The organism is Streptomyces sp. NPDC039736 (assembly GCF_055596485.1).
This window is the reverse complement of the sequence record NZ_JBVIUQ010000001.1, coordinates 795,346-818,528: the sequence shown is the minus strand read 5'-3', so window position 1 is coordinate 818,528 and position 23,183 is coordinate 795,346. Positions and strand designations below refer to the sequence as shown.

General features: G+C 73.3%; 18 protein-coding genes and 1 tRNA gene. 8 read left to right on the top strand and 11 right to left on the bottom strand.

Annotation, left to right across the window (positions count from 1 at the left end; translation table 11 throughout):
• Window positions 1–27: 27 nt before the first annotated feature.
• The gene (locus ACZ56L_RS03480) at window positions 28–1,185 is read left to right on the top strand and encodes a M20 family metallopeptidase (RefSeq protein ID WP_471061033.1); all 1,158 of its coding nucleotides are present in this window, start codon (window positions 28–30) and stop codon (window positions 1,183–1,185) included.
• 695 nt (window positions 1,186–1,880) lie between these two features.
• Here ACZ56L_RS03480 and ACZ56L_RS03475 read toward each other — a convergent pair.
• The 3 genes from ACZ56L_RS03475 to ACZ56L_RS03465 are packed head-to-tail and all read right to left on the bottom strand — an operon-like array spanning window position 1,881 to window position 4,953.
• Window positions 1,881–2,672 (bottom strand): ABC transporter ATP-binding protein, encoded by a 792-nt coding sequence (locus tag ACZ56L_RS03475; protein ID WP_345218508.1) that lies wholly within the window; start codon window positions 2,670–2,672, stop codon window positions 1,881–1,883.
• A gap of 5 nt (window positions 2,673–2,677) precedes the next feature.
• Window positions 2,678–3,868: a FecCD family ABC transporter permease gene (locus ACZ56L_RS03470; protein WP_471061029.1), complete on the bottom strand. Its 1,191-nt coding sequence runs from the start codon at window positions 3,866–3,868 to the stop codon at window positions 2,678–2,680.
• Entirely contained in the window at window positions 3,865–4,953 is a 1,089-nt protein-coding gene (locus ACZ56L_RS03465; protein WP_471061026.1) for a FecCD family ABC transporter permease, read from the bottom strand. The genes ACZ56L_RS03470 and ACZ56L_RS03465 overlap by 4 nt, the downstream gene beginning before the upstream one ends.
• Before the next feature lie 152 nt (window positions 4,954–5,105).
• Between ACZ56L_RS03465 and ACZ56L_RS03460 the strand changes: the two genes are divergently transcribed.
• The 6 genes from ACZ56L_RS03460 to ACZ56L_RS03435 all read left to right on the top strand — a co-directional run bounded on the left by ACZ56L_RS03460 (window position 5,106) and on the right by ACZ56L_RS03435 (window position 13,157).
• Window positions 5,106–6,110, top strand: coding sequence for an ABC transporter substrate-binding protein (locus ACZ56L_RS03460; protein WP_401759187.1), 1,005 nt, complete (start codon window positions 5,106–5,108; stop codon window positions 6,108–6,110).
• A gap of 278 nt (window positions 6,111–6,388) precedes the next feature.
• Complete coding sequence (locus ACZ56L_RS03455) at window positions 6,389–8,044, top strand: (2,3-dihydroxybenzoyl)adenylate synthase (protein WP_345218501.1); 1,656 nt, start codon at window positions 6,389–6,391, stop codon at window positions 8,042–8,044.
• Window positions 8,045–8,136: 92 nt separating this feature from the next.
• The gene (locus ACZ56L_RS03450; protein ID WP_345218500.1) at window positions 8,137–8,778 is read left to right on the top strand and encodes an isochorismatase family protein; all 642 of its coding nucleotides are present in this window, start codon (window positions 8,137–8,139) and stop codon (window positions 8,776–8,778) included.
• Window positions 8,779–8,782: 4 nt separating this feature from the next.
• A complete protein-coding gene (locus tag ACZ56L_RS03445) occupies window positions 8,783–9,031 on the top strand; it encodes a phosphopantetheine-binding protein (protein WP_345218498.1) in 249 nt (82 codons plus the stop codon).
• Window positions 9,028–12,969 carry an amino acid adenylation domain-containing protein gene (locus ACZ56L_RS03440; protein ID WP_471061022.1) on the top strand — a complete coding sequence of 1,314 codons (3,942 nt, stop codon included), beginning with the start codon at window positions 9,028–9,030 and terminating at the stop codon, window positions 12,967–12,969. Before ACZ56L_RS03445 ends, ACZ56L_RS03440 begins: the two co-directional genes overlap by 4 nt.
• Window positions 12,966–13,157, top strand: a complete 192-nt coding sequence (locus ACZ56L_RS03435) for an MbtH family NRPS accessory protein (protein ID WP_345218494.1) — start codon at window positions 12,966–12,968, stop codon at window positions 13,155–13,157. Before ACZ56L_RS03440 ends, ACZ56L_RS03435 begins: the two co-directional genes overlap by 4 nt.
• Window positions 13,158–13,212: 55 nt before the next feature.
• Here the strand turns inward: ACZ56L_RS03435 and fes are convergent, their stop codons facing one another.
• The 3 genes from fes to ACZ56L_RS03420 all read right to left on the bottom strand — a co-directional run bounded on the left by fes (window position 13,213) and on the right by ACZ56L_RS03420 (window position 15,290).
• A complete protein-coding gene (gene fes, locus ACZ56L_RS03430; RefSeq protein ID WP_471061019.1) occupies window positions 13,213–14,463 on the bottom strand; it encodes an enterochelin esterase in 1,251 nt (416 codons plus the stop codon).
• 177 nt (window positions 14,464–14,640) lie between these two features.
• A tRNA-Leu gene (locus tag ACZ56L_RS03425) sits at window positions 14,641–14,728 on the bottom strand.
• Between the two features lie 97 nt (window positions 14,729–14,825).
• A complete protein-coding gene (locus tag ACZ56L_RS03420) occupies window positions 14,826–15,290 on the bottom strand; it encodes a hypothetical protein (RefSeq protein ID WP_471061016.1) in 465 nt (154 codons plus the stop codon).
• A gap of 164 nt (window positions 15,291–15,454) precedes the next feature.
• Here ACZ56L_RS03420 and ACZ56L_RS03415 point away from each other — a divergent pair, with 164 nt between their 5' ends.
• The gene (locus ACZ56L_RS03415; protein WP_471061012.1) at window positions 15,455–16,783 is read left to right on the top strand and encodes a DUF2254 domain-containing protein; all 1,329 of its coding nucleotides are present in this window, start codon (window positions 15,455–15,457) and stop codon (window positions 16,781–16,783) included.
• A gap of 57 nt (window positions 16,784–16,840) precedes the next feature.
• On the opposite strand, the gene ACZ56L_RS03410 is transcribed toward ACZ56L_RS03415, so the two are convergent.
• From ACZ56L_RS03410 to ACZ56L_RS03390, 5 genes are all read right to left on the bottom strand, one after another.
• A complete protein-coding gene (locus ACZ56L_RS03410) occupies window positions 16,841–17,848 on the bottom strand; it encodes a sugar phosphate isomerase/epimerase family protein (RefSeq protein ID WP_345218484.1) in 1,008 nt (335 codons plus the stop codon).
• 107 nt (window positions 17,849–17,955) lie between these two features.
• Window positions 17,956–19,128, bottom strand: coding sequence for a Gfo/Idh/MocA family protein (locus tag ACZ56L_RS03405; protein WP_380837728.1), 1,173 nt, complete (start codon window positions 19,126–19,128; stop codon window positions 17,956–17,958).
• Window positions 19,129–19,215: 87 nt separating this feature from the next.
• On the bottom strand, window positions 19,216–20,313 hold the full coding sequence (locus ACZ56L_RS03400) for a substrate-binding domain-containing protein (RefSeq protein WP_471061009.1): 1,098 nt from the start codon (window positions 20,311–20,313) through the stop codon (window positions 19,216–19,218).
• Window positions 20,314–20,369: 56 nt separating this feature from the next.
• Window positions 20,370–21,386: an ABC transporter permease gene (locus ACZ56L_RS03395; protein ID WP_471061006.1), complete on the bottom strand. Its 1,017-nt coding sequence runs from the start codon at window positions 21,384–21,386 to the stop codon at window positions 20,370–20,372.
• Entirely contained in the window at window positions 21,383–22,936 is a 1,554-nt protein-coding gene (locus ACZ56L_RS03390) for a sugar ABC transporter ATP-binding protein (RefSeq protein ID WP_471061002.1), read from the bottom strand. Before ACZ56L_RS03390 ends, ACZ56L_RS03395 begins: the two co-directional genes overlap by 4 nt.
• Between the last annotated feature and the right edge of the window lie 247 nt (window positions 22,937–23,183).

Genomic DNA, 23,183 nt, shown 5'->3' with positions numbered 1-23,183 from the left:
GAAAGGCAATGGTCAGGAGGATGGCACGTGACGGACGGCACGAAACTCGACGATGACGTCAAGGCGGGCGTACGGGCGCGGCTCGACGAGGTCGCCCCGGAGCTGGTGGCGCTGAGCCGCCGCATCCACGCCCACCCGGAGACCGCCTTCGAGGAGCACCGGGCGGCCGAGTGGTGCACGGAGCTCCTCCGCGCCCACGGCCTCACGGTGACAGCCCCCGCCTACGGTCTGCCGACCGCCTTCGCCGCGACGGTCGGTTCGGGCCCGGTGACGGTGGCGCTGGCCTGCGAGTACGACGCGCTGCCGGGCATGGGCCACGCCTGTGGCCACAACCTGATCGCGGCGGCCGGGGTGGGGGCCGCGCTGGCCCTCGCCCCGTTCGTGGACGAACTCGGGCTGACCGTACGCGTCCTGGGCACGCCCGCCGAGGAGAGCGGCGGCGGCAAGGTGCTCCTGCTGGACGCGGGGGCGTTCGACGGGGTCGACGCGGCGATGATGATCCACCCGTGTCCGTTCGACGTGGCGGACTTCCACTCGTACGCCATGGGCTCGCTGGAGGTGACGTACGCGGGCAAGTCGGCGCACGCCGCGATGAACCCCCAGGACGGCCGCAACGCGGCGGACGCCCTCACCGTCGCCCAGGTCGCCCTCGGCCTGCTCCGCCAGCACCTTCCGGCGGACTGGAAGGTCCACGGCATCACGACGTCGGCGGGCTCGGCCCTCAACGCGGTTCCGGACCACGCGCACGCCGCGTACGCGCTCCGCACCCCCTCGGCCCCCGAGCTGCGCGCGCTCCGCGCCCGGGTCGAGGACTGCTTCCGCGCGGGGGCCCTGGCGGCGGGCTGCGAGCTGGCCCTCGCCCAGCCCTCCCCCGACTACCTCGACTTCCGCTCCGACCCGGAACTGGTCGCCCTCTGGACGGCGAACGCCCGTGCCCTGGGCCGCCCGGAACCGGAGGTCCGCGGGCCCTTCGCCTCCACCGACATGGGCAACGTCTCCCACGCGGTGCCCTCGATCCACCCCGTCCTGGACATCGGCGCCTCGTCCTGCGGCCCCCACCAACCGGAATTCACCGCGGCCGCGGCGACCGCGGCCGCCGAACGCACCATGCTGGAGGGCGCTCTCTCCCTCGCCTGGACCGCCACGGACCTGTCCATCCGCAGGCGCCCTGCACCACCCCGCTAGGGCCACGAGAAACTGCGCGCCCCCAACTCTCCCGCACGGCTCCCACCGGGGGCAGCGCCCCTTCAGGGGCGCGGGGAACTGCGCGCCCAGCCACGACGCATCCGCACGGGAACCGGTGGTGGCCGCGCGGCGAGCGCTTTAGGGAAAGGATGGGGTCTCCCCTGCTCGAACGAAGTGGAGAGCTTGGGGAAGGGTCCGGGGCCTCTCCTGCCCGAGCCGGGCGGGGCTGTGCGTCCGGTACAGGGCTGGGCTCTCGGCCTTTGCGGAGGACCTTGCCGGCGCAGGCGCTTGGGCAGGGGCGGCACCCGGGTGGGCCGGGAGCGGGAGGGGCCGCCCCCTTGCCCGCCCTCCCCCAAGCTCTCGGCTTCGCTCGAGCAGGGGGTATACCCCCCTCGCCCCCTTGGGGCGGCCCCGTCGCCCAAGGCGGCGAGGGAGGCAGGGCGGCTGCGACGCCCGAGGGGACGGGGGTGGCAGGGCGGCTGCGGAGCCCGAGGGGGGGCAGGGGCGGCTGCGAAAGCACAATGAGGATGGGGCGGAAGGGGGCTGCGGCTGCGGAGCTTGAGGGCCTGGGGAGAAGGGTGGGTGCGGCTCGGGGAAAGGGGAGGTGCGGCCCGAGGGGACCGGGGCGAAGGGTGGTTGTGGTGTCCCGAGGGGCGAGGGGCGGGCCCGTGGGCGGTGTGTCGCCGCGCGCCGGCTCAGCCGACCGCGCTCAGCGCCCCCGCCCTCGGCACCACCACCGGCGCCCCGTCCCCCGGCGCCTCCAGCACGTCCGCCTCCACCCCGTACAGCTCCTTCACCAGCTCCGCGGTGACCACCTCCCGGGCGGGCCCGTGCGCGACCACCCGGCCCCCGTTCATGGCCACCACCACGTCCGCGTACCGCGCCGCACTCGCCAGGTCGTGCAGCACCATCACCACGGTCCGCCCCGCCGCCGCGACCTCCCGCACCAGCGACAGCACTTCCACCGCGTGCCCGAGGTCCAGCGCGCTGGTCGGCTCGTCGAGCAGCACGATCGGGGTCTCCTGCGCCAGCACCATCGCCAGCCAGCACCGCTGCCGCTGCCCGCCGGAGAGCTGGTCGAGCCGCCGCTCGGCCAGCGACAGGGTGCCCGTCGCCTCCAGGGCCGCCCGCACGGCCGCCTCGTCCTCGCGGGACCACTGCCGGAAGAGGCCCTGGTGCGGGTGGCGTCCGTACCGTACGAGCCCTGCCACCGTGACCGCCTCCGGCGCCTGCGGCGACTGTGCGAGCAGCGCGATCCGGTGGGCCGCCTTGCGCTGGGTGAGTGCCCAGACGTCCTCCCCGCCGGCCCGTACCGTCCCGGACTCGGGTTTGTGCAGCCGGGCGACGGTGCGCAGCAGTGTCGACTTGCCGCATCCGTTGGGTCCCACGATCGCGACGACCCGGCCGCTGGGGACGGTGAGGTCGACGCCGTCGACGACGGGATGGCCCGGGTATCCGGCGGTGAGCGCCTCTACGGTCAGTTCCACGGGGTTCAGGCCTTTCCGGTCTGCGAAGGACGGTCTGACTTCTTACCGAACAGGACCCACAGCAGGAAGGGCCCGCCGAGGACGCTGGTGACGACTCCGACCGGAATCTCCACCGGCGCGACGACCCGCCCGAGCGCGTCCGCGCCCGCGACGAGTGCCGCGCCGACGAGTGCGGAGCCCAGGACCGGCACCCGGGTGGGGCCGCTGAGGCGCGCGGCGAGCACGGGTGCGGCGAGGGCCACGAAGGCGATGGGGCCGCCGATGCCGACGGCGATGCCGGAGAGCACCACGGCCAGGGCCAGGGTGACGGCCCGTACCCGTGAGACGTTCACGCCGAGCGTGGCCGCCATGTCGTCGTCGAACCGCAGCAGTTGCAGCCTGCTGCCCGCGACCAGCGCCAGCGGGACGAGCAGCAGCAGCAGGTAGACCAGGGGCGTGCCGACCCCCCAGTCCCGGCCGTTCAACGAGCCGACCGTCCACAGGAAGACGCCGCCGGCGGTGTTGTCGTTCTCCCGCGACATGACGAGGTCGGTCACCGCGCCGATCACCGTCGAGACGCCGATGCCGACCACGAGGACGCGGTACCCGGCGTGCCCGGCCCCGCCCGCGCAGGCGACGACGACCATCGCGGCGGCTGCCGCGCCGAGCGGTCCCAGCCACCAGTCGCCGATCATGCCGGTGGAGGAGCCGACGACGGTGGCGACGACGGCCGCCGTGGCGCCGTCGTTGACGCCGATGACATCGGGGGTGGCGAGGCGGTTTCCGGCCAGGGTCTGGGTGAGGCAGCCCGCGATGCCGAGGGCCGCGCCGACCATCAGGCCGACCGCGATGCGGGGCAGCCGGAAGTCCCGTACGAGCATGACGGTGGCGCTGTCGCCGGTGCCCAGGAGCCCGGAGAGGCTGTCGCCCAGGCTCATGCCGGTGGAGCTGGCGAACGCGGCGAGGGTGACGATGCCCCCGATGAGCACCGCGAGTCCGACGGCCGCGAGGGCGCTGCGGTGGGGGAAGAGCCAGGAGAACGCGCCGTACCGCAGCGGGGTGGAGTCGGGCGGGGTGAGGCTGGTGTCGTACGACACCGCGCGCACGCCCCCGTTCGGCCGGTCTGTGGAGGCACCCGGGCGCTCGCCCCTGTTCGGCTGGTCCGTGGAGGCACCCGCGCGCTCACCCCCGTTCGGCTTCTCCGTGAAGGCGCTCATGCGCTCGCCCCCGCCGTCGACATGTGCCGCGACCGCGCGATCCAGATCAGCAACGGCCCGCCGATGAACGCCAGCAGGACGCTCACCGGGGTCTCCCAGGGCCGGATCACGACCCGGGCCAGCAGGTCGGCGACGATCATCACGCACGCCCCGACCAGACCCGACAGCAGCAACTGCCCGCCCATCCGGGGCCCGGTGACCAGCCGTGCCGCGTACGGCGCGAGCAGCCCGAGGAACGCGATCGGTCCGGCCAGCGCCACCGCCGACCCGGCGAGCAGCGTCACCGCGACGGCGACCGTCAGCCGGATCCGCCCCGGGTGGTGCCCGAGCGAGCGCGCGCTGTCGTCGCCCAGCGCGAGCGCGGACAGCGGCCGTACGCACAGGAACGCCACGGCGAGCCCGACCGCGACGAGCGGCAGCAGCGGCACCGTGTCCTTGGTCTCGATGCCCGCGAGGGAGCCGATGGTCCAGTAGCGGTACGTGTCGAACGTCGACTGGGTGCCGAGCAGGACGTACGAGGTGGCTCCGTGGAAGGTCGCCCCGAGCGCGGACCCGGCGAGCACGAGCCGCAGCGGTGAGCCGGCGGCCCGGCCGGAGGCGGCGAGGAGCAGGACGACGGCGCTCGCCGCCATGCCGCCGACGAGGGCCCACAGCAGGACCGCGTATGCCGAGGTGATGTGGAAGTACGTGAGTCCGATCACAACGCCGAGCGCCGCACCGGAGTTGACGCCGAGCAGGCCGGTCTCGGCGAGGGGGTTGCGGGTGACGGACTGCAGGAGGCATCCCGCCGCGCCGAGCGAGACGCCGACGAGCAGCCCGGCGAGCGTGCGGGGCAGGCGTACGTCCATGACGGCCAGCCTGATCTGCGCGTCCGCGCGGGCGGCGGGGTCGCCGGTGAGGAACCCCCAGGCCTTGGCGACCGGGTTGGAGCCCGAGCCGATCAGGAGGGACAGCACGCACAGTCCCGCCAGGAGCAGCAGGAGGGCGACGGCCGCCAGGAGCGTGGGCCGATGGAGTCTCGCCGAACCCGGTATCGGGGGTTCGGTTCCGGACTCCCGGACCCGCCCCTCTTGCGCAACCAACATGAAGTTAGCCTAACCTAACCACGACACGGAACCCCTGGTCGGGTGCCTGATGAACTCCCTGTTGCGGCAGGGACAGTTCGCCATGCCCCGACACATGCCGAGTCACCCCGTATGTCCGGTTTCCGATCCGGGCAACACTTCGCCTCACCAGCATGGAGATCACGGACATGTCCTCGACCCTCACCCCGCGCGCCCGGCTGACCGCGGTGGCGGCCCTCACCCTGGCCTCCGCTCTCACCCTCTCCGCCTGCGGTTCGGACGACTCCGGCTCCGGCGACAAGGGTTCCGGCCAGGCCAAGAACGCCGCGAAGACCGTTGCCGTCACGGACGCCGCGGGCGCCGAGGTGAAGGTGCCCGAGGCCCCCAAGAAGGTCGTCGCGCTCAGCGAGATGGACCTGGACTCCGCGCTGGCGCTCGGTGTGAAGCCGGTCGGCCTGACCGCGGGCCGCGGCCAGAAGGGCGCGCCCGGCTACCTGGCCGACCAGGCGCAGGGCATCCCGGTCGTCGGCGCGGTCACCGGCCCGGACATCGAGAAGGTCCTCGCCGCGAAGCCCGACGTCATCCTGGCCGGGCAGCTCGCCGACAAGCAGGTGCTCAAGCAGCTCCAGGCGATCGCCCCGACCGTCATCACCATCGACAAGAAGAAGGACTGGCGGAAGTCCCTCGAACTGACCGGCAAGGTCCTCGGCAAGTCCAACGAGGCCGCCGCCTTCGTCAAGGGGTACGAGGCCAAGATCGGCGAGGTGAAGACGGCGCTGGGCGCGAACGCGGGCAAGAGTGTGTCGGTGGCCCGTTACTCGGCCAAGGGCACCGCGGTCATGCAGCAGGGCGTGTTCATCTCCGACATCCTGAAGGACCTGGGCTTCAAGCGCCCGGGCATCCAGAACGAGAAGGGCCAGGGCCACTCGACGCCGCTCAGCGACGAGGACCTGAAGCAGATCGACGCCGACTGGCTGTTCATCGGCACGCTGATGCAGAAGGGCCCGGACGCGAAGCTCTTCGGCGAGCTGAAGGAGAAGCCCGCGTACAAGGAGCTGGGCGCGGTCAAGGACAAGCACGTCACCGAGATCGACGGCTCCAAGTGGACCAGCCTCGGCGGCGCGCAGGCCGCGATGTCCGTCCTCGACGACATCAAGACGGCCATGGCCGCCAAGTAACCGCCTCCGCCCCCACTCCCTCCGCCGACCCCGCTCGCCGCCGCCGAGAACGCACTCCGCTCCCGGCGGCGGGCCGGCGCCCCGCCCACCCTCCGCGGGCAGGCGCCCCGCTCGCCGCTGCGGGCGGGCGTTCCGCGGGGCGGAACGGGTGGGCACAGCGGAACCCCCTGCGCCGGGCAGGCGTCCCACCCCCGGCCCGCCCCGGCACCGCCCCACCTCGGCGGGGCCGGGGCCCCGAGCCCCGTACCCCCGACGTCCCCACCTGCCAAGGACCCCTCGTGCCCGACACCGCACCCGACGCCCTCACCCCCGCACGGCCCGAGCGCGACGCCCCCACCTGGCCCGAAGAGACCGCCGCCCGCTACCGCGCCGCCGGCCACTGGCGGGGCGAGACCTTCGCCGGCTGGCTCGCCGAGCGCGCCGGGGCCCACCCCGCCCGCACCGCCGTCACCGACGGCGACCGCCACTGGACCTACGCCGAGCTGCACACCCGCGCCACGGAACTCGCCGCCGGCCTCGCCGCCCGCGGCATCACCCGGGGCGACCGCGTCGTGGTCCAACTCCCCAACGTCGCCGAGTTCTTCGAGGTCGTCTTCGCCCTCTTCCGGCTCGGCGCGCTCCCCGTCTTCGCCCTCCCGGCCCACCGCGAGACGGAGATCCACTACTTCTGCGAGTTCACGGAAGCCGTCGCGTACGTCATCCCCGACCGCCACGCCGGCTACGACCACCGCGCCCTCGCCACCAAGGTCCGGGACGCGCTCCCCACCCTCCGCGAGGTCTTCGTCGTCGGCGACCCGGGCGAGCACACCGCGCTCACCGAAGTCCCCCTTCCGGCAGCGGAGTTGACGGCCCCCGAGCCTGCCCCCTCCGACCTGGCCTTCCTCCAGCTCTCCGGCGGCAGCACCGGCGTCCCCAAGCTGATCCCCCGCACCCACGACGACTACATCTACTCGCTGCGGGGCTCCAACGAGCTCTGCGGCGTGACGGCGGACTCCGTCTACCTCGTCGTCCTCCCCGCGGCCCACAACTTCCCGCTCTCCTCCCCCGGTTCGCTGGGCGTCCTGTACGCGGGCGGCCGCGTCGTGCTGTGCCCGCAGCCCGACCCGGAGACCGCGTTCCCGATCATCGAGCGCGAGAAGGTGACGATCACCGGCATCGTCCCGCCGCTCGCCCTCGTCTGGACCGAGGCGGGCCCCACCACCCCCCACGACCTCTCCAGCCTGGACGTCCTCCTGGTCGGCGGCGCGAAGTTCAGCGAGTCGGCCGCCCGCCGCGTGGCGCCCGCGCTCGGCTGCACGCTCCAGCAGGTCTTCGGCATGGCCGAGGGACTCGTCAACTACACGCGCCTGGACGACGATCCGGAGACGATCGTCACCACCCAGGGCCGCCCGATCTCCGCCGACGACGAGATCCGCATCGTCGACGACAACGACGAGGACGTCCCCGAGGGCGAGAACGGCCACCTGCTCACCCGCGGCCCGTACACCATCCGCGGCTACTGGCGGGCCCCGGAGCACAACGCCCGCTCCTTCACCGCCGACGGCTTCTACCGCACGGGCGACATCGTCCGCCGCACCCCGACCGGCCACCTCGTGGTCGAGGGCCGGGCGAAGGACCAGATCAACCGGGGCGGCGAGAAGATCGCCCCCGAGGAGATCGAGAACATCATCCTCGGCCACCCCGCCGTGCACGACGTGTCGCTGGTCGCCGTCCCCGACGAGTACCTGGGCGAGCGCACGCTCGCGTACGTGATCCTGCGCGCCGGCGCCGAGCCGCTGAAGTCGATGGCGATCAAGAAGTTCGTACGGGAGAAGGGCCTGGCCGCGTACAAGGTCCCCGACCTCGTCGAGTTCGTCACCGCGTTCCCGCAGACCGGCATCGGCAAGATCAGCAAGAAGGACCAGCGCTCGATCGCCACCACGCCGCAGAACTGACCCTCCGCCTCCCGCCGCACGGCTCGGGACCACGCGTACGGCGCGCACCGCCGCTCCGGGTCCCGAGCACCCGCACTACCGAAAGGCCCCCCATGGCTCTGCCCGCCGTCGCCCCCTACGCGATGCCCACCGCCGACGAACTGCCCGACAACCGCGTCGCGTGGAGCGTCGACCCGCAGCGGGCCGTGCTGCTCGTCCACGACCTCCAGAACCACTTCCTGACCGCGTACACCCCCGACACCTCGCCGGTCAACGAACTCCTGGCCAACGTGGCCGGGCTGACGAAGGCGGCGCGCGCCGCGGGCATCCCGGTCATGTACTCCGCGCAGCCCGGCGGCCAGTCCCCCGCCGAGCGGGGCCTCCAGCAGGACTTCTGGGGTCCGGGCCTGCCGGACGACGCGCACGCGAAGGCCGTCGCGGCCGAGGTCGCCCCCGAGCCCCGCGACACGGTCATCACCAAGTGGAAGTACAGCGCGTACGTCCGCACCGACCTGGCGGAGCGCATGCGCGTCGCGGGCCGCGACCAGCTCGTGGTCGTCGGCGTGTACGCGCACATCGGCGTCCTGATGACGGCGGCCGACGCGTGGATGCGCGACGTCCAGGCGTTCGTGGTCGCGGACGCGGTCGCGGACTTCTCCCGCGAGGACCACGACATGGCGTTGCGCTACGCGGCCGGCCGGTGCGCCGTGGTCACCTCCACCGACGCCGTACTGACCGAACTGAAGGGATACTGAGCCGATGCCGGACACCGCACCCACCCCCCTGACCGTCGACCGGATACGCGCCGACGTGGCCGACGTCCTGGGTGAGGACCCCGAGGACATACCCGTCGACGAGAACCTGGTCGACTACGGCCTGGACTCGATGCGGATCATGACGCTGGTCGAGCGCTGGCGGCGCGAGCACGGCGTCACCGCGTCCTTCGTGGACCTGGCGGAGCAGCCGGCGATCGAGGCCTGGGCCCCGCTCCTGGGGGCGGTCTCATGACGAGGGCGCCCGCCGCCGCCCCGGCCCCCGCGACGACCGGCCTGGAGCTGACCGCCGCCCAGTCCGGCATGTGGTTCGCCCAGGCCCTGGACCCCGGGAGCCCGGCGCAGAACACCGCCGAGTGCCTGGAGATCCACGGTCCCGTCGACCCGGACGTCTTCGCCCGGACGCTGCGTCAGGTGGCTTCCGAGGCGGACTCCTTGCGGGTGCGGATTGTGGAAGGGGCCGACGGGCCGCGCCAGTCGGAGATCCCGGACCTCGGACTCCCGCTGCACGTGGCCGACCTGCGCGCCTGCGCGAACCCCGACTCCGCCGCGTACGCCTGGATGCACGCCGATCTCGCCGAGCCCTTCGACCTGGCGGCGGGCCCGCTCTTCGCGCACGCCCTCTTCCGCGTCGGCGACGACCGGTGGCTCTGGTACCAGCGGGTCCACCACATCGTGATGGACGGCTTCGGATACTCCCTCCTCGCCCGCCGCACCGCCGAGGTCTACACCGCCCTCGCGTCCGGCCGGACCCCGCCCGACAGCCCGTTCGGCCGGCTCGCGGACCTGGTGGACGAGGACGCGGGCTACCGCGCCTCCGAGACGTACGACAAGGACCGCCGCCACTGGGACGGCGCCTTCGCGGACCGCCCGGAGGCCCCCACCCTCGCCGGGCGCACGGCGCTGCCCTCGCGCACCTTCCACCGCCGCACCGCGCACCTCTCGCCGCTCGCCACCGACCAACTGCGCGAGCTGGCCTCCTCCATCAAGGCGACCTGGCCCGAAGTCCTCATCGCCGCACAGGCGTTGTACGTCTCGCGGGCCACCCACACCGAGGAGGTCGTGCTCGGCCTGCCGATGATGGGCCGCATGGGCTCGGTCGCGCTGCGGGTGCCCGGCATGGTGATGAACGTGCTGCCGCTGCGCCTCGCCGTCACCCCGTCCGCGACCTTCGCGGAGCTGACCCGGCAGGTCGTCCTCGGCATCCGCGCCGCCCGCAGGCACCAGCGCTACCGGTACGAGGACATCCGCCGCGACCTGGGCCTGCTCGGCGAGGGCCGCGCCCTGGTCGGCCCGCTGGTCAACGTCATGCCCTTCGACTACGGGCTGACCTTCGCGGGCGCCCGCACCGAGGCGCACAACCTCTCCGCCGGCCCGGTCGAGGACCTCACGGTCAACGTCTACGACCGCACCGACGGCTCCGGGCTGCGCATCGACTACGACGGCAACCCGGCCCTGTACGCCCCCGACGAGCTGGCCCTGCACCAGTCCCGCTTCCTGGAGCTGCTGGAGCGCGTCGCCGCGACCGGACCGCACACCCCGCTCGCCGCGCACACCATCGCCCGGGAGAGCGAACTGGCCCTGGTGCTGGACGAGTTCAACGCCACCGAGCACCCGGTGCCCGCCTCCACCCTGATCGGCCCGATCGAGGAGCAGGCCGCCCGGACTCCGGACGCGCCCGCCCTCGTCTTCGGCGACGAGCTGCTGACGTACGCCCAGTTGAACGCCCGGGCGAACCGACTCGCCGCCCATCTGGCGGAGACGGGGGTACGCCCCGGGGCGCTGGCCGCGGTCGCCGTGCCCCGCTCCCTGGACCTGGTGGTCTCGCTCCTGGCCGTGCTGAAGGCGGGCGGGGCCTACCTGCCGCTCGACCCGGACTATCCGGCGGACCGGCTGGCGTACATGCTGGCGGACGCGGAGCCCGCCTGTGTGATCACCGACCGCGCGGACCGCGTCCCGGCCTCCTCCGACACCCCGGTCGTCGTGCTCGACGGCCTCGACACCGCCTCGTACGGCACGGACGACCCCGCCCCCGGCCTCACCCCGCGGGACCCCGCGTACGTGATCTACACCTCGGGCTCGACGGGCCGCCCCAAAGGTGTCGTCGTCAGCCACGCGGCGATCGACAACCGGCTGCGGTGGATGCAGCACGCGTACGGAATCGGCCCCGGCGACCGGGTGCTGCAGAAGACGCCGTCCGGTTTCGACGTGTCCGTGTGGGAGTTCTTCTGGGCGCTGCGGGTCGGCGCGACACTGGTCGTCGCCGAGCCGGGCGGCCACAAGGACCCCGCCTACCTGGCCCGGACGATCCGCGAACAGGCGGTCACCGTCTGCCACTTCGTGCCCTCGATGCTCCAGGTCTTCCTGACGGAGCCCGCCGCCGCGGCCTGCACCGGCCTGCGTCACGTGTTCTGCAGCGGCGAGGCGCTGCCCCGCGAGACGGTCCGCGAGTTCGGGCGCGTCCTCGGCGACGGTGTGCCGCTGCACAACCTCTACGGCCCGACCGAGGCCGCGGTCGACGTCACCTACCACCCCTGTGACACCCGGGGAACCGGTACGGTCCCGATCGGCCGCCCGGTCTGGAACACCCGCCTGTACGTCCTGGACGCGGCCCTTCAGCCGTGCCCGCCCGGCGTCAGCGGCGAACTCTTCCTCGCGGGCGTCCAGTTGGCGGACGGCTACCTGGGCCGGCCCGCCCTCACCGCGTCCCGCTTCGTCGCCGACCCGTACGGCGCGCCGGGCGCCCGGATGTACCGCACGGGCGACCTCGCCCGCTGGACGGCCTCCGGCGAGATCGAGTACCTGGGCCGCACCGACCACCAGGTGAAGCTGCGCGGCCAGCGCATCGAACTGGGGGAGATCGAGGCCGAGCTGGCCAAGGACGAGACGGTCGGCGCGTCCGGCGTCCTGGTCCGCGAGGACCGCCCCGGCGACCAGCGCCTGGTCGGTTACGTCACCCCGGCCGCCGGAACCGCACGCCCCGACCCCGAGGCCCTGCGCGCCCGCCTGGCCCGCGGCCTCCCGGAGCACATGGTGCCGGGCGCGATCCTCGTCCTGGACGACTTCCCGCTCAGCCCCAACGGCAAGCTGGACCGCAAGGCGCTGCCCGCACCGGAGTTCAGCGGCACGGCCGACGGCGGCCGCGTCCCCGCCAACCACCGCGAGGAGACCCTGACGCGCCTCTTCGCGGAGGTGCTGGGCATGCCCCGGGTCGGCGTGGACGACGCGTTCTTCGACCTCGGCGGCACCTCGCTGCTCGCCGCCCGCCTGGTCGCCCGCGTCCGGGACGCCCTGAGTGCGGAACTCACCATCGGCACCCTCTTCCAGGCCCGGACCCCCGCCTCGCTCGCCGCCCAACTGGACGCGGGCAGCACCGAGTCGGACCACGCCCTGGACACGCTGCTCCCGCTGCGCGCCTCCGGCGACCGCCCCCCTCTCTTCGCCTTCCACCCGGCGGGCGGCATCAGCTGGTGCTACTCGGGCCTGCTGTCGCGGCTCGACGCCCAGCAGCCGGTGTACGGGCTCCAGGCGCGCGGCCTGCACGGCGACGGCGAGCAGCTCCCGGCCACCATGGAGGAGATGGCCGCCGACTACATCGAGCAGATCCGCACGGTGCGCCCGCACGGCCCATACCGGCTGATCGGCTGGTCGGTGGGCGGTGTGCTGGCGCACACCGTCGCGGTCCGCCTCCAGGAGGCGGGCGAGAGCGTGGAGCTGCTCGCCCTGCTGGACGCCTATCCGTCCGACCAGTGGCAGGACGCGGCGATCCCGGCGGAGGCGGACGCGCTGACCGCGCTGCTGCGCATGGCCGGTTACGACCGCACGGACGAGCTGACCCGCGAGGACGTCCTGGCGACCCTGCACCGGGAGGGCAGCGCGCTGGCCGGGCTGCCGGACGCCACCCTGTCCGCCGTGGTCGACATCGTGGTCAACAACGCACGCCTGATGCGGGCCCACCGGCACCGCCCCTTCGCGGGCGACGCGCTCTTCTTCACGGCCGCCGCGCCGCGCGAGGAGACCTGGCTGACGCCGGACGCGTGGGCCCCGTACCTCACCGGTCGGCTCCGCAACGACGACATCGACTGTCTGCACCCGGAGCTGACGCAACCGGGCCCGCTGGACGAGGTCTGCGCGGTGCTCGCCGCCCGCCTGAAGGAGCTGGACCACGCATGACGCACTCCCCCTTCGACGCACCCGAGCAGGACGCGGCCGACGCGCCGACCCACCTGGTGCTGCGCAACGCGGACGGCGACCACTGCCTGTGGCCGGTGTTCCGGGCGGCGCCGGACGGCTGGACGCCGGTGTTCGGCCCCGCCCCGTACGGCCAGTGCACGGCGCACCTCCAGGAACCACCCGCCTGACCTGCACGAACACGTGCGGGGCCGCCACCCCCGGTGACGGCCCCGCACGCTCGCGCTACTTCAGCAACTCCACCAGCCCGTCGGCGAGTTCGGTGCGCCAGCACAGGTAGTCGTGCCCGCCGTTGTACTCCCGGTACGAGGCATCCTCGTATCCCTTCGTCGCCAACACGTCACGGAGCCTGCGCGCGGCGGGCAGCGCCACCCACTCCTGCTCGCCCACGGACAGCCAGAACCGTACGGGCAGCCGCTCGGCCGCCTCGATCCGCCCGGTCAGCCACTCCGAGCTCTCCGCATCGGGCCCGTCCGGCCACCAGAACGACCCCGACTGCGCCAGCACCAGCCCGAACCGCCCGGGCGCGCACACGGCGGCATAGGCGGCGGTGAGCCCCCCGAGGCTCTGCCCGGCGACGACCGTCCGCGCGGGATCACGGGTCACCGGCCACCGCTCCCCCGCCCAGACCATCAGCTCCCGCTCCAGGAACCCCACGAACCCCTCGTTGCACGCGAGCTCCTCCCACCGCGCGTCGGAGTCGATCGACTCCGGCAGCAGGGCGAGCAGCGGCGGAATCCGCCCGTCCGCGATCAGGTTGTCGAGCAGCGCCGCGACATCGAGTCCCGGCTGCCACATCTCGCCGTCCATGAGCACCAGCACCGGCAGATCGGTCCCGCCGCCCGGCGGCTCGTACACGTGCACCCGCCGCTCGTTCCCGAGGATCCCACTGCGCACGAGGTGCTCACGGACGACACCGCGCGCGACCCCCTCCCGCCGCTCCCAGTCGCCGCCCCGCGGGGCCCGCGGCAGCTCCACATACGCGACGGGCTCCCCGCCCCAACGCCGTGGGAGTGTGCGCGCGTTGAAGGCGTCCCCCCGCTGCGGCCGGCCCCGCAGCCACGCCCAGTACGCCGCCCCCTCCGGCCCGCCCCCCTCGTCCACGCAGAACCCGTACGTGGCCCGCCAGTCGTCCCGCATGCGCACCGACCAGTGCCAGATGTCGGTCCCGGGCACGTGCTCCATGAGGTTGCGCCCCATGTCCCGCGGATCGACGATCTTGTTCGGCATGCACAGAACAGCCCGGGTCTCCTCCGTCCCCCGCCACACAAAGGTGACGACCCGGTACGCGGGATCCCCGGCCGGATCGGCCTCGACCACGGGGGCGCCCCCCGCCGCCCGCACGGCCCCCCAGAAATCGCCGCCCCCGACGGCCTGCGCCACCCATGTGCTCTCCGCCCGCTCCACGGGCTCCGGCCGGGCGATCCGGGGCGGCCTGCGCGCGGTCCCGACGGACGGCGGGGCGGTCAGCGGCATGGGGTCCTCCAACGGGCACTTCAACGACGACCAACGGCTTCACCAAGTAAGGCTCACCTTACGTGGAGCCGTCGCGCGAGCCCCGTTCGCATCGCTTCCCGGTCCCGGACAACGAGAAGTGCGGGCCGAGAAGAATCTCGACCCGCACGGTGCGGCAGACCCCTAGGGTCCGCCGGTTGGTGTCCGAGGGGGGACTTGAACCCCCACGCCCGATAAAGGGCACTAGCACCTCAAGCTAGCGCGTCTGCCATTCCGCCACCCGGACAAGGTGTCTGTCGAGCGGGGCCGTTTTGAGCCGGCCCGTTCCGACGTGGAAAACAATACCAGGGGTTCGGGGTGGGTTTCACCTGCGTTTGGCGTGGTCAGTGACCTGCGGCGGACTTGTTGGCGGCGATCCAGTCGTCGTTGTGCTGCCAGGCGTACAGGGTGTCGCCGTCCGTGTACGCGTAGTACAGGTCACAGCGGTGAGTGGCCTGCCGGGCGGTGGTGTCCTCCGGGAACCACGAGGCGCCGAGCTCAGGATTCTTCGGCTTCCCGTCGGCCGGGAGCGGCTTGCAGGAGGGCGGGAGGGGCGGGGTGGGGAGGGTGGCCCTGAGAAGGCGCTCGCCGCCGGTGGTCCTCATCGCGTACGAGATGTCCGTGGCCGTGTCGGGCAGCCAGCGCGGGACCGAGGGGCGGGCCTCCTTGGCGGCGGCGCCCGTGGCGTAGGAGGCGGACTCCTCGTGGCGGCCGTCGTACCAGTCGACGGCGGCGGGGGCCACGACGAGGCCGAGGAAGGCGGCTCCCGCGACGGTGGCGGCGGTGGTGACGACGGCGGCGGTCTTCAAGACGGCTCCAGGGAGAGGAGGGGTGTGCGGTGGTCTGTGGTGATTCCATCCTCCCGGCGGGTTCGGCCGACCGGGTCAGACCTCAGGACCGTTGTGCGTACGACCGCGGACGCATACGGAGAGGTCAGCACCTAGGGGGCGGGGTGCGGCCCTAGCCTCGCCGGGTGAGCACTCAGGAGCCGGGCGTCCGGCGCCCACCCCGTCGCCGCAGGCCGCCGGCGCTGTCGCCGTTGCGGGAGCACCTGCGGGACACCTTCTGGTTCGCCCCGGCCGCCGGGCTCGTGGGGGTGCTGCTCCTGTGGTGGGCGGCCGCCGAGCTGGACGCGGCGATCGTGGCGGCGTTCCAGGAGCACCGGGAGTACGAGGCCCTCGGCGAGCTCATCGGGTTGGCCGATGACGCCAAGACGATCATCACGACCGTCAGCTCGGCGATGATGACCTTCATCGGTGTGGTCTTCAGCATCTCGCTGGTGGCCGTGCAGATGGCCGGCGGGCAGTTGAGTCCGCGGGTGGTGCGGATCTTCGTGCGGAGCCGGATCACGAAGCTGACCCTCGCGGTCTTCCTGGCGACGTTCGTGCTGTCGCTGCTGGTGCTGGCGGCCTACGACGGCGAGTCGGACCCGCGGAAGGTCACCGCCGTACCGCTGGTGCAAAGCGTGCTGACGATGGCGATGGTGGCGCTGAGCCTGGTGCTGTTCATCGCGTACGTGAACTCCACCCTGCGGCTCATGCGGGTCAGCCATGTGATGGACCGGATCAGCCGGGAGTCGCTCGCGCTGCTCAAGGCGCAGGAGCGGGACCGGGAGGAGGAGGTCGTGCTGGGGCCCGAGACCGCGCGGCTCACCTATGAGGGGCGGGCCGGGGCGCTGCGGGACGTCTACATCGCCCGGCTGGTGCGGGTGGCGCGGCGGCGGGGGGCGGTGCTGCGGCTGATTCCGCGGATCGGGGACTTCGTGCTGCCCGGGACGCCCGTGATCGCGGTGCACGGCGGGGCGGAGGTCACGCGGAAGGCGGTGCGGCGGACCGTGTCCGTGGGGGTGGAGCGGACGTTCCACCAGGACCTCGGCTTCGGGCTGCGGCAGCTCGCGGACATCGCGCTGCGGGCGCTGTCGCCCGCGGTGAACGACCCGACGACCGCCGTGCAGGCGCTCGACCGGATCGTGCAGTTCCTGGCGGTGGCCGTGAACCTGCCGCTCGGGGCGTTGCGGCACCGGGACGGACAGGGGCGGGTGCGGCTGGTGCAGGACGTGCCGTCGTGGACGGACCTGGTGGATCTGGGGCTGACCGAGATCCGGGGGGTCGTGGCGGGCAATCCGCAGGTGTCCCGGCGGATGATGGCCGGGATCGACGATCTCTTGTCGCTGGCGCCCCCGGGGCGGCGCGAGGTGCTGGAGCGGCACCGTGCGCTCCTGGTGGAGGTCGTGGAGCGTACGGTGCCGGACGCGGCGGACCGGGAGTTCGCGCTGACGGCGGACCGGCAGGGGATCGGGTAGTGCCCGTCGCAGGGCGGCGCCTGTCGGGAGGCGGCGGGCGGTGAGGGGCAGCGGCCGTTACGGCTTCCCGCCGCCGAAAGCCGCGTCGAAGGAGGCGGTCGGCGGGGGGAAGTCGAAGCGTTTGAGGTGGGCGAGCGCTTCCGGGGCCCCGGCCAGGCGGTCCATGCCCGCGTCCTCCCACTCCACGGAGATCGGGCCCTCGTAGGAGAGGGAGCGCAGGGTGCGGAAGACGTCCTCCCAGGGGACGTTTCCGTGGCCGGCGGAGACGAAGTCCCAGCCGCGGCGGGGGTCGCCCCACGGGAGGTGGGAGCCGAGGCGGCCGTTGCGGCCGTCGAGGCGGGTACGGGCCTCCTTGCAGTCGACGTGGTAGATCCGGTCGCGGAAGTCGAGCAGGAAGCCGACCGGGTCGAGGTCCTGCCAGACGAAGTGCGAGGGGTCGAAGTTCAGGCCGAAGGCGGGGCGGTGGCCGATGGCGTCCAGAGTGCGGTGGGTGGACCAGTAGTCGTAGGCGATCTCGCCGGGGTGGACCTCGTGGGCGAAGCGCACGCCCTCCGCGTCGAAGACGTCCAGGACCGGGTTCCAGCGGTCGGCGAAGTCCGTGTAGCCGCGTTCGATCATCGCCTCCGGCACGGGCGGGAACATCGCGACCAGATGCCAGATGGCGGACCCGGTGAAGCCGACGACCGTACGGACTCCGAAGGCGGCGGCCGCGCGTGCGGTGTCGGCCATCTCGCGGGCGGCCCTGCGGCGCACGCCTTCGGGTTCGCCGTCGCCCCAGACGCGGGGCGGCAGGATGGCCCGGTGGCGTTCGTCGATGATGGCGTCGCAGACGGCCTGGCCGACCAGGTGGTTGGAGATCGCCCAGCACTGGAGGCCGTACTCGGCCAGGAGGGTGCGGCGGGAGTCGAGGTAGCCGGGGTCGGCGAGGGCCTTGTCCACCTCGAAGTGGTCGCCCCAGCAGGCGAGTTCGAGGCCGTCGTAGCCGAAGTCGCGGGCGTGGGCGCAGACCTGTTCCAGGGGGAGGTCGGCCCACTGGCCGGTGAAGAGGGTGAAGGGGCGGGGCATCGGCGGTTGCCTCCTCGGGCGGTACGGATGGTCCTCGGGGCGAGGCGGGGCGGGGCGGGTGGCTCGCGGAGTGGGCGGGTGGCTCACGGGGGCGGGACGGCCGGCCCTCAGGGCGACACCGGCGTGTAGGCGGCGTTCTTCTCCGCGCTCTCCGCCACCGCGGCGAGCACCCGCTGGACCTGGAGCCCCTCCGCGAAGGACGGGGAGACGGGGACGCCGGTGGCGATGGCTTCGAGCAGGTCGCGGGCCTGGTGGACGAAGGTGTGCTCGTAGCCGAGCGCATGGCCGGGGGGCCACCAGGCCTTGAGGTAGGGGTGGCCGGGTTCGGTGACCAGGATGCGGCGGAAGCCCGCGGTGTGGGCCGGTTCGGTGTGGTCGTGGAAGGCGAGTTCGTTGAGGCGTTCCAGGTCGAAGGCCAACGAGCCCTTCTCGCCGTTGAGTTCGATGCGCAGGGAGTTCTTCCGGCCGGCCGCCATGCGGGTCGCCTCGAAGGAGGCGAGGGCCCCGGAGGCCAGCCGGCCGGTGAAGAGGGCCGCGTCGTCGACGGTCACCTCGGCGCTGCGCGCGCCGGTGTCCGGGTCGGGGCGGCGGCGTACGAACGTCTCGGTGAGGGCGGAGACGCCGGTCAGCTCCTCCCCCGCCAGATACTGGGCGAGGTCCACGAGGTGGGCGCCCAGGTCGCCGAGGGCGCCGGAGCCCGCCCGGTCGCGGCGCAGCCGCCAGGTCATGGGGGCGGCGGGGTCGACGAGCCAGTCCTGACGGTAGGCGGCCCGGATGTGACGCAGTACGCCGAGGCGGCCCTCCGCGACGAGAGTGCGGGCGTACGTGAGGGCCGGGACGCGGCGGTAGTTGAAGCCGACCATGGCGACCTGGCCGCGCCCTGCCGCCTGTCGGGCGGCTTCGACCATGGCGCGGGCCTCTTCGACCGTGTTGGCGAGGGGTTTCTCGCACAGGACGTGCTTGCCCGCCGCCAGGGCGGCGATCGCGATCTCGGCGTGGCTGTCGCCCGGGGTGCAGATGTCGACGACCTGCACGTCGTCCCGGGCGATCAGGTCCCGCCAGTCGGTCTCGGTGGCCGCCCAGCCGTGCCGGTCGGCCATGGCGCGTACGGCATCGCGGTCCCGGCCGCACACGGCGGCCAGGACCGGACGGGCGGGCAGGTCGAAGACGCGTCCCGCGGTGCGCCAGCCCTGGGAGTGGGCGGCGCCCATGAACGCGTAGCCGACCATGCCGATGCCGGGGGCCGGGGCGCGGAGGGGGGCGGGTGCGGATCGTTCCATCCGGTCTCTCCTGTTCCGTCACGGGTGGCGGGCGAGCCGCCGGCGCGCGGGCCCACCGCGCGCGGGTCGCCCTGGGCTGCGCGGGGCCTACTTGAAGCCGGTCGGGAGGTAGTCGTCGACGTTGTCCCGGGTCACGACGGCGGAGTACAGGGTGAGGGAGGCGGGGATCTCCAGTTCGGCGATGCCGCCGATGCCCTTGCCCTGGCCGAGTGCGCGGGCCAGGTCGATGGCGGAGGCGGACATGGTCGGCGGGTAGAGGACGGTGGCCTTCAGGACCGAGTCGTCGGCCTTGATGGCGTCCATGGCGGACCTGGCTCCCGCGCCGCCGACCATCAGGAAGTCCTTGCGCCCGGCCTGGGCGACGGCCCGGAGCGCGCCGACGCCCTGGTCGTCGTCGTGGTTCCAGAGCGCGTCGAACTGCGGCTGCGCCTGAAGGAGTTGGGCCATCTTGGCCTGTCCGGACTCCACCGTGAACTCGGCTGCCTGACGGGCGACCTTGGTGATGCCGGGGTAGTTCCTGAGGGCGTCGTCGAAGCCCTGGGTGCGGAGCCGGGTGAGCTCCAGGCTGTCGACGCCGGCGAGTTCGACGACCTTGGCGCCGGGCTTGTTCTTGAGCTTCTCGCCGATGTAGCGGCCCGCGCTGAGGCCCATGCCGTAGTTGTCGCCCCCGACGTAGCAGCGGGAGGCCTGCGGGGAGGCGAAGGCGCGGTCCAGGTTGATGACCGGGATGCCGGCCTTCATGGCGGCGAGGCCGGTCTGGGTGAGGGCCCTGCCGTCGGCGGGGAGGATGACCAGGACGTCGACCTTCTTGTTGATCAGGGTCTGGATCTGGCCGATCTGGGTGGCGGTGTCGTTGGACCCTTCGGTCATGTCGAGGGTGACGTCGGTGTACTTCTCGGCGCGGTTGCGGGCGTTCTCGTTGATGGCGTTCAGCCAGCCGTGGTCGGCCTGGGGCCCGGCGAAGCCGATGGTGACCTTCTTGCCGGGCCGGGTGTCGGCGGTGGGCCGGCTGTCGGCGGCGGGGGTGTCCTTCGTGGTGGGTTCGTTGCTGGTGCAGGCGGCGAGAAGGGCGGTCGCGGAGACGGCCGCGCCGCCGAAGAGGAGGCCGCGGCGGGTGCTGCCCGGCCGGGCGGCGGGGTCGGGGCGGGCGGAGTCGGAGTGGGCCGGGGCGGAGTTCTTCGGCATGGCTGGGACGACCCTTCGGGCTGAGTGGTCAACGGGGCCGGCGGGAGCGGCGGTCGTCAGTCGTCGTGTGCGGTGCGGCGCTGGACGAGTACGGCGACGACGATGATCGCCCCCTTGGCGATCTGCTGGACGTCGCTCTGGAGGTTGTTCAGGGCGAAGATGTTGGTGATCGTGGTGAAGACGAGCACGCCGAGCACGGAGCCGACGACGGTGCCGCGCCCTCCGGTGAGCAGGGTGCCGCCGATGATCGCGGCGGCGATGGCGTCGAGTTCGTACAGATTCCCGTTGGTGTTCTGGCCTGAGCCGGACAGGACGATCAGCAGGAAGGCCGCGATGCCGCAGCACAGACCGGAGAGCAGATAGAGGTGGAGGCGCTGGCGGCGTACGTCGATGCCCGCGAGCCGGGCCGCCTCGGCGTTGCCGCCGACGGCGACGGTGCGGCGGCCGAAGGTGGTGCGGTTGAGGAGCAGCCACCCGACGACGGTGACGACCGCGAAGACGAGGACCAGCGGCGGGATGCCGAGGACGTACGCGTCGGGCAGGCCGAGGTCGAGCACGGCGTCCACGGTGACCAGTTGGGTGCGGCCCTCGGTGATCTGGAGGGCCAGGCCGCGGGCGGCGGCCAGCATGGCGAGGGTGGCGATGAACGGCACCAGCCTGCCGTACGCGATGAGCACGCCGTTGACGAGGCCGCAGGCGGTGCCGACGAGCACGGCGGTGAAGAGGACGCCCGCGAAGCCGTACTCCTGGGTGGCCACGGTGGTGGCCCAGACGGACGCGAGGGCGACGATCGCGCCGACGGAGAGGTCGATGCCGCCGCTGGTGATGACGAAGGTCACGCCGACGGTGACGACGCCGATCACCGAGGCCTGGGTGAGGACGAGTTGGAGGTTTCCGGTGTCGAGGAACTGGTCCGGCTTGGTGATGCCGCCGACGGCGATCAGGGCGGCGAGGACGCCGAGGAGGGAGAGGTTGCGGACGTCGAGCCGTGAACGCCCGCTGGATGCAAGGGGTTTGGCGGGCGCCGGCGGGGCGGTCGCCGTGTCGGACGTCGTCGGGCCGGGCCGGGTCATGGGGCGGGGCTCCCTTCCATCACGAGGTCGAGGACCCGGTGTTCGTCGAGTTCCCGGGCGGGTGCGGTGTGGACGAGGCGGCCTTCGCGCAGGACGAGCACCCGGTCGGCGAGGCCGAGGACTTCCGGGATCTCGCTGGAGACGAGGAGGACGGCGAGGCCCTCGTCGGCGAGGCGGCGGATCACCGCGTACAGCTCGGCCCGGGCGCCGACGTCGACGCCCCGGGTGGGTTCGTCGAGGAGCAGGACCTCGCAGCCGCGCAGCAGCCAGCGGGCGAGGACGGCCTTCTGCTGGTTGCCGCCGGAAAGGGTGCGGACACGGGCGTCCGGGTCGTCCGGGCTCAACGACAGTTCACGGGTCGCCCGTCGGGCGGCGGACCGTTCGGCGCTCCGGTCGAGCCAGCCCGCGCGGGAGAAACGGGAGAGGGTCGCCACGGAGACGTTGCGGGTGACGGACTCCAGCATCAGGAGGGCCTGCGCCTTGCGCTCCTCGGGGGCGAGCCCGATCCCGGCACGGACCGCCGCTCGCACGCTTCCGGTACGCAGCCGCTTCCCGTGCACCGCCACTTGGCCGGCGGCCGGCTTGCGGGCGCCGTAGATCGTCTCCAGGATCTCGGAGCGGCCGGAGCCGACGAGGCCCGCGAGGCCGACGATCTCCCCGGGGTGGACGGTGAGGTCGACGGGCTCGAACTCGCCCGTGCGGCACAGCCCTTGGACGTGCAGGGCCGGGGGCGTGGAGCGGTCACCGGGTGCGGGACGGTCCGGGAAGGCGTAGGCCACGTCGCGGCCCGTCATCAGGGTGACGATGTCACGGGTGGGAGTGTCGCGTGCGGGCAGGCCGACGGCGACGGCGCGGCCGTCCTTGAGCACGGTGACGCGGTCGCCGATGCGGCGGATCTCCTCCAGGCGGTGCGAGATGTAGACGACGGCGACACCGTCTGCGGTGAGCGAGGCGACGATCCGGAAGAGGTTGTCCACCTCGTCGGGGTCCAGGGCGGCGGACGGCTCGTCCATCACGATGAGACGCACCTCGTGGGAGAGGGCGCGGGCCATGGAGACGATCTGCTGCTGGGCGGCGGAGAGGGTGCCGACCAGGCGGTCCGGGTCGATCTCGGGGTGGCCGAGGCGGGTGAGGAGGGCGGCGGCGGCCGTCCGGGCGGCACGGCGGCGCACGACGAACCCCGCGGTGGTGGGCTCGTGGCCGAGGTGGACGTTCTCGGCGACCGAGAGACCTTCGACGAGGTCGAGCTCCTGGTGGATCGTGGCGATGCCCAGGCGCATGGCGGCGGCCGGGGACGTGAGGGCGACGGGGGTGCCGGACCAGGTGATCGCGCCACTGTCGGGACGGTGGGCACCGGCGAGGATCTTGATGAGGGTGGACTTTCCGGCGCCGTTCTGGCCGAGGAGGCAGTGGACTTCGGCGGGGAGGACTTCGAGGTCGACGCGGTCGAGGGCGCGGACGCCGGGGAAGGTCTTGGTGATGTGGGACATGGTGAGGAGGGGGGCGGGGGTGGGGGTGCGGGCGGGCGGAGGTGCGGGGTCGGGTGGCATGAGGTCCCCTCGGGGTGGTGGGGGTACGGGGCTGGGCGGGGGTGGCGGGGCGCGCGGGGTGCAGGGGCTGGGCGGGGCTTGCTGAGGCGTACGGGGTGCAGGGGCTGGGCGAAGGCGTTCCGGGGTGGGCCGGGAGCGGGCGGGGCCGCCGCCTTGCCCGCCCGTTCCGCTCTCCCCGGGAGGCGGCCCCGCCGCCCGAGGGAGCGGGGCTGGAGCGGGAGCTGCGTCGATCAAGGCGGCTGGGAGG

What these genes read in the sequence shown, in the direction of transcription:
- ACZ56L_RS03465 (WP_471061026.1), bottom strand. Translation starts at nt 4,953, where the DNA reads ATGTTGGTTGCGCAAGAGGGGCGGGTCCGGGAGTCCGGAACCGAACCC.
- ACZ56L_RS03410 (WP_345218484.1), bottom strand. Translation starts at nt 17,848, where the DNA reads ATGCCCCGCCCCTTCACCCTCTTCACCGGCCAGTGGGCCGACCTCCCC.
- ACZ56L_RS03440 (WP_471061022.1), top strand. Translation starts at nt 9,028, where the DNA reads ATGACGAGGGCGCCCGCCGCCGCCCCGGCCCCCGCGACGACCGGCCTG.
- ACZ56L_RS03405 (WP_380837728.1), bottom strand. Translation starts at nt 19,128, where the DNA reads ATGGAACGATCCGCACCCGCCCCCCTCCGCGCCCCGGCCCCCGGCATC.
- ACZ56L_RS03395 (WP_471061006.1), bottom strand. Translation starts at nt 21,386, where the DNA reads ATGACCCGGCCCGGCCCGACGACGTCCGACACGGCGACCGCCCCGCCG.
- ACZ56L_RS03435 (WP_345218494.1), top strand. Translation starts at nt 12,966, where the DNA reads ATGACGCACTCCCCCTTCGACGCACCCGAGCAGGACGCGGCCGACGCG.
- ACZ56L_RS03470 (WP_471061029.1), bottom strand. Translation starts at nt 3,868, where the DNA reads ATGAGCGCCTTCACGGAGAAGCCGAACGGGGGTGAGCGCGCGGGTGCC.
- ACZ56L_RS03390 (WP_471061002.1), bottom strand. Translation starts at nt 22,936, where the DNA reads ATGCCACCCGACCCCGCACCTCCGCCCGCCCGCACCCCCACCCCCGCC.
- ACZ56L_RS03400 (WP_471061009.1), bottom strand. Translation starts at nt 20,313, where the DNA reads ATGCCGAAGAACTCCGCCCCGGCCCACTCCGACTCCGCCCGCCCCGAC.
- fes (WP_471061019.1), bottom strand. Translation starts at nt 14,463, where the DNA reads ATGCCGCTGACCGCCCCGCCGTCCGTCGGGACCGCGCGCAGGCCGCCC.
- ACZ56L_RS03445 (WP_345218498.1), top strand. Translation starts at nt 8,783, where the DNA reads ATGCCGGACACCGCACCCACCCCCCTGACCGTCGACCGGATACGCGCC.
- ACZ56L_RS03460 (WP_401759187.1), top strand. Translation starts at nt 5,106, where the DNA reads ATGGAGATCACGGACATGTCCTCGACCCTCACCCCGCGCGCCCGGCTG.
- ACZ56L_RS03450 (WP_345218500.1), top strand. Translation starts at nt 8,137, where the DNA reads ATGGCTCTGCCCGCCGTCGCCCCCTACGCGATGCCCACCGCCGACGAA.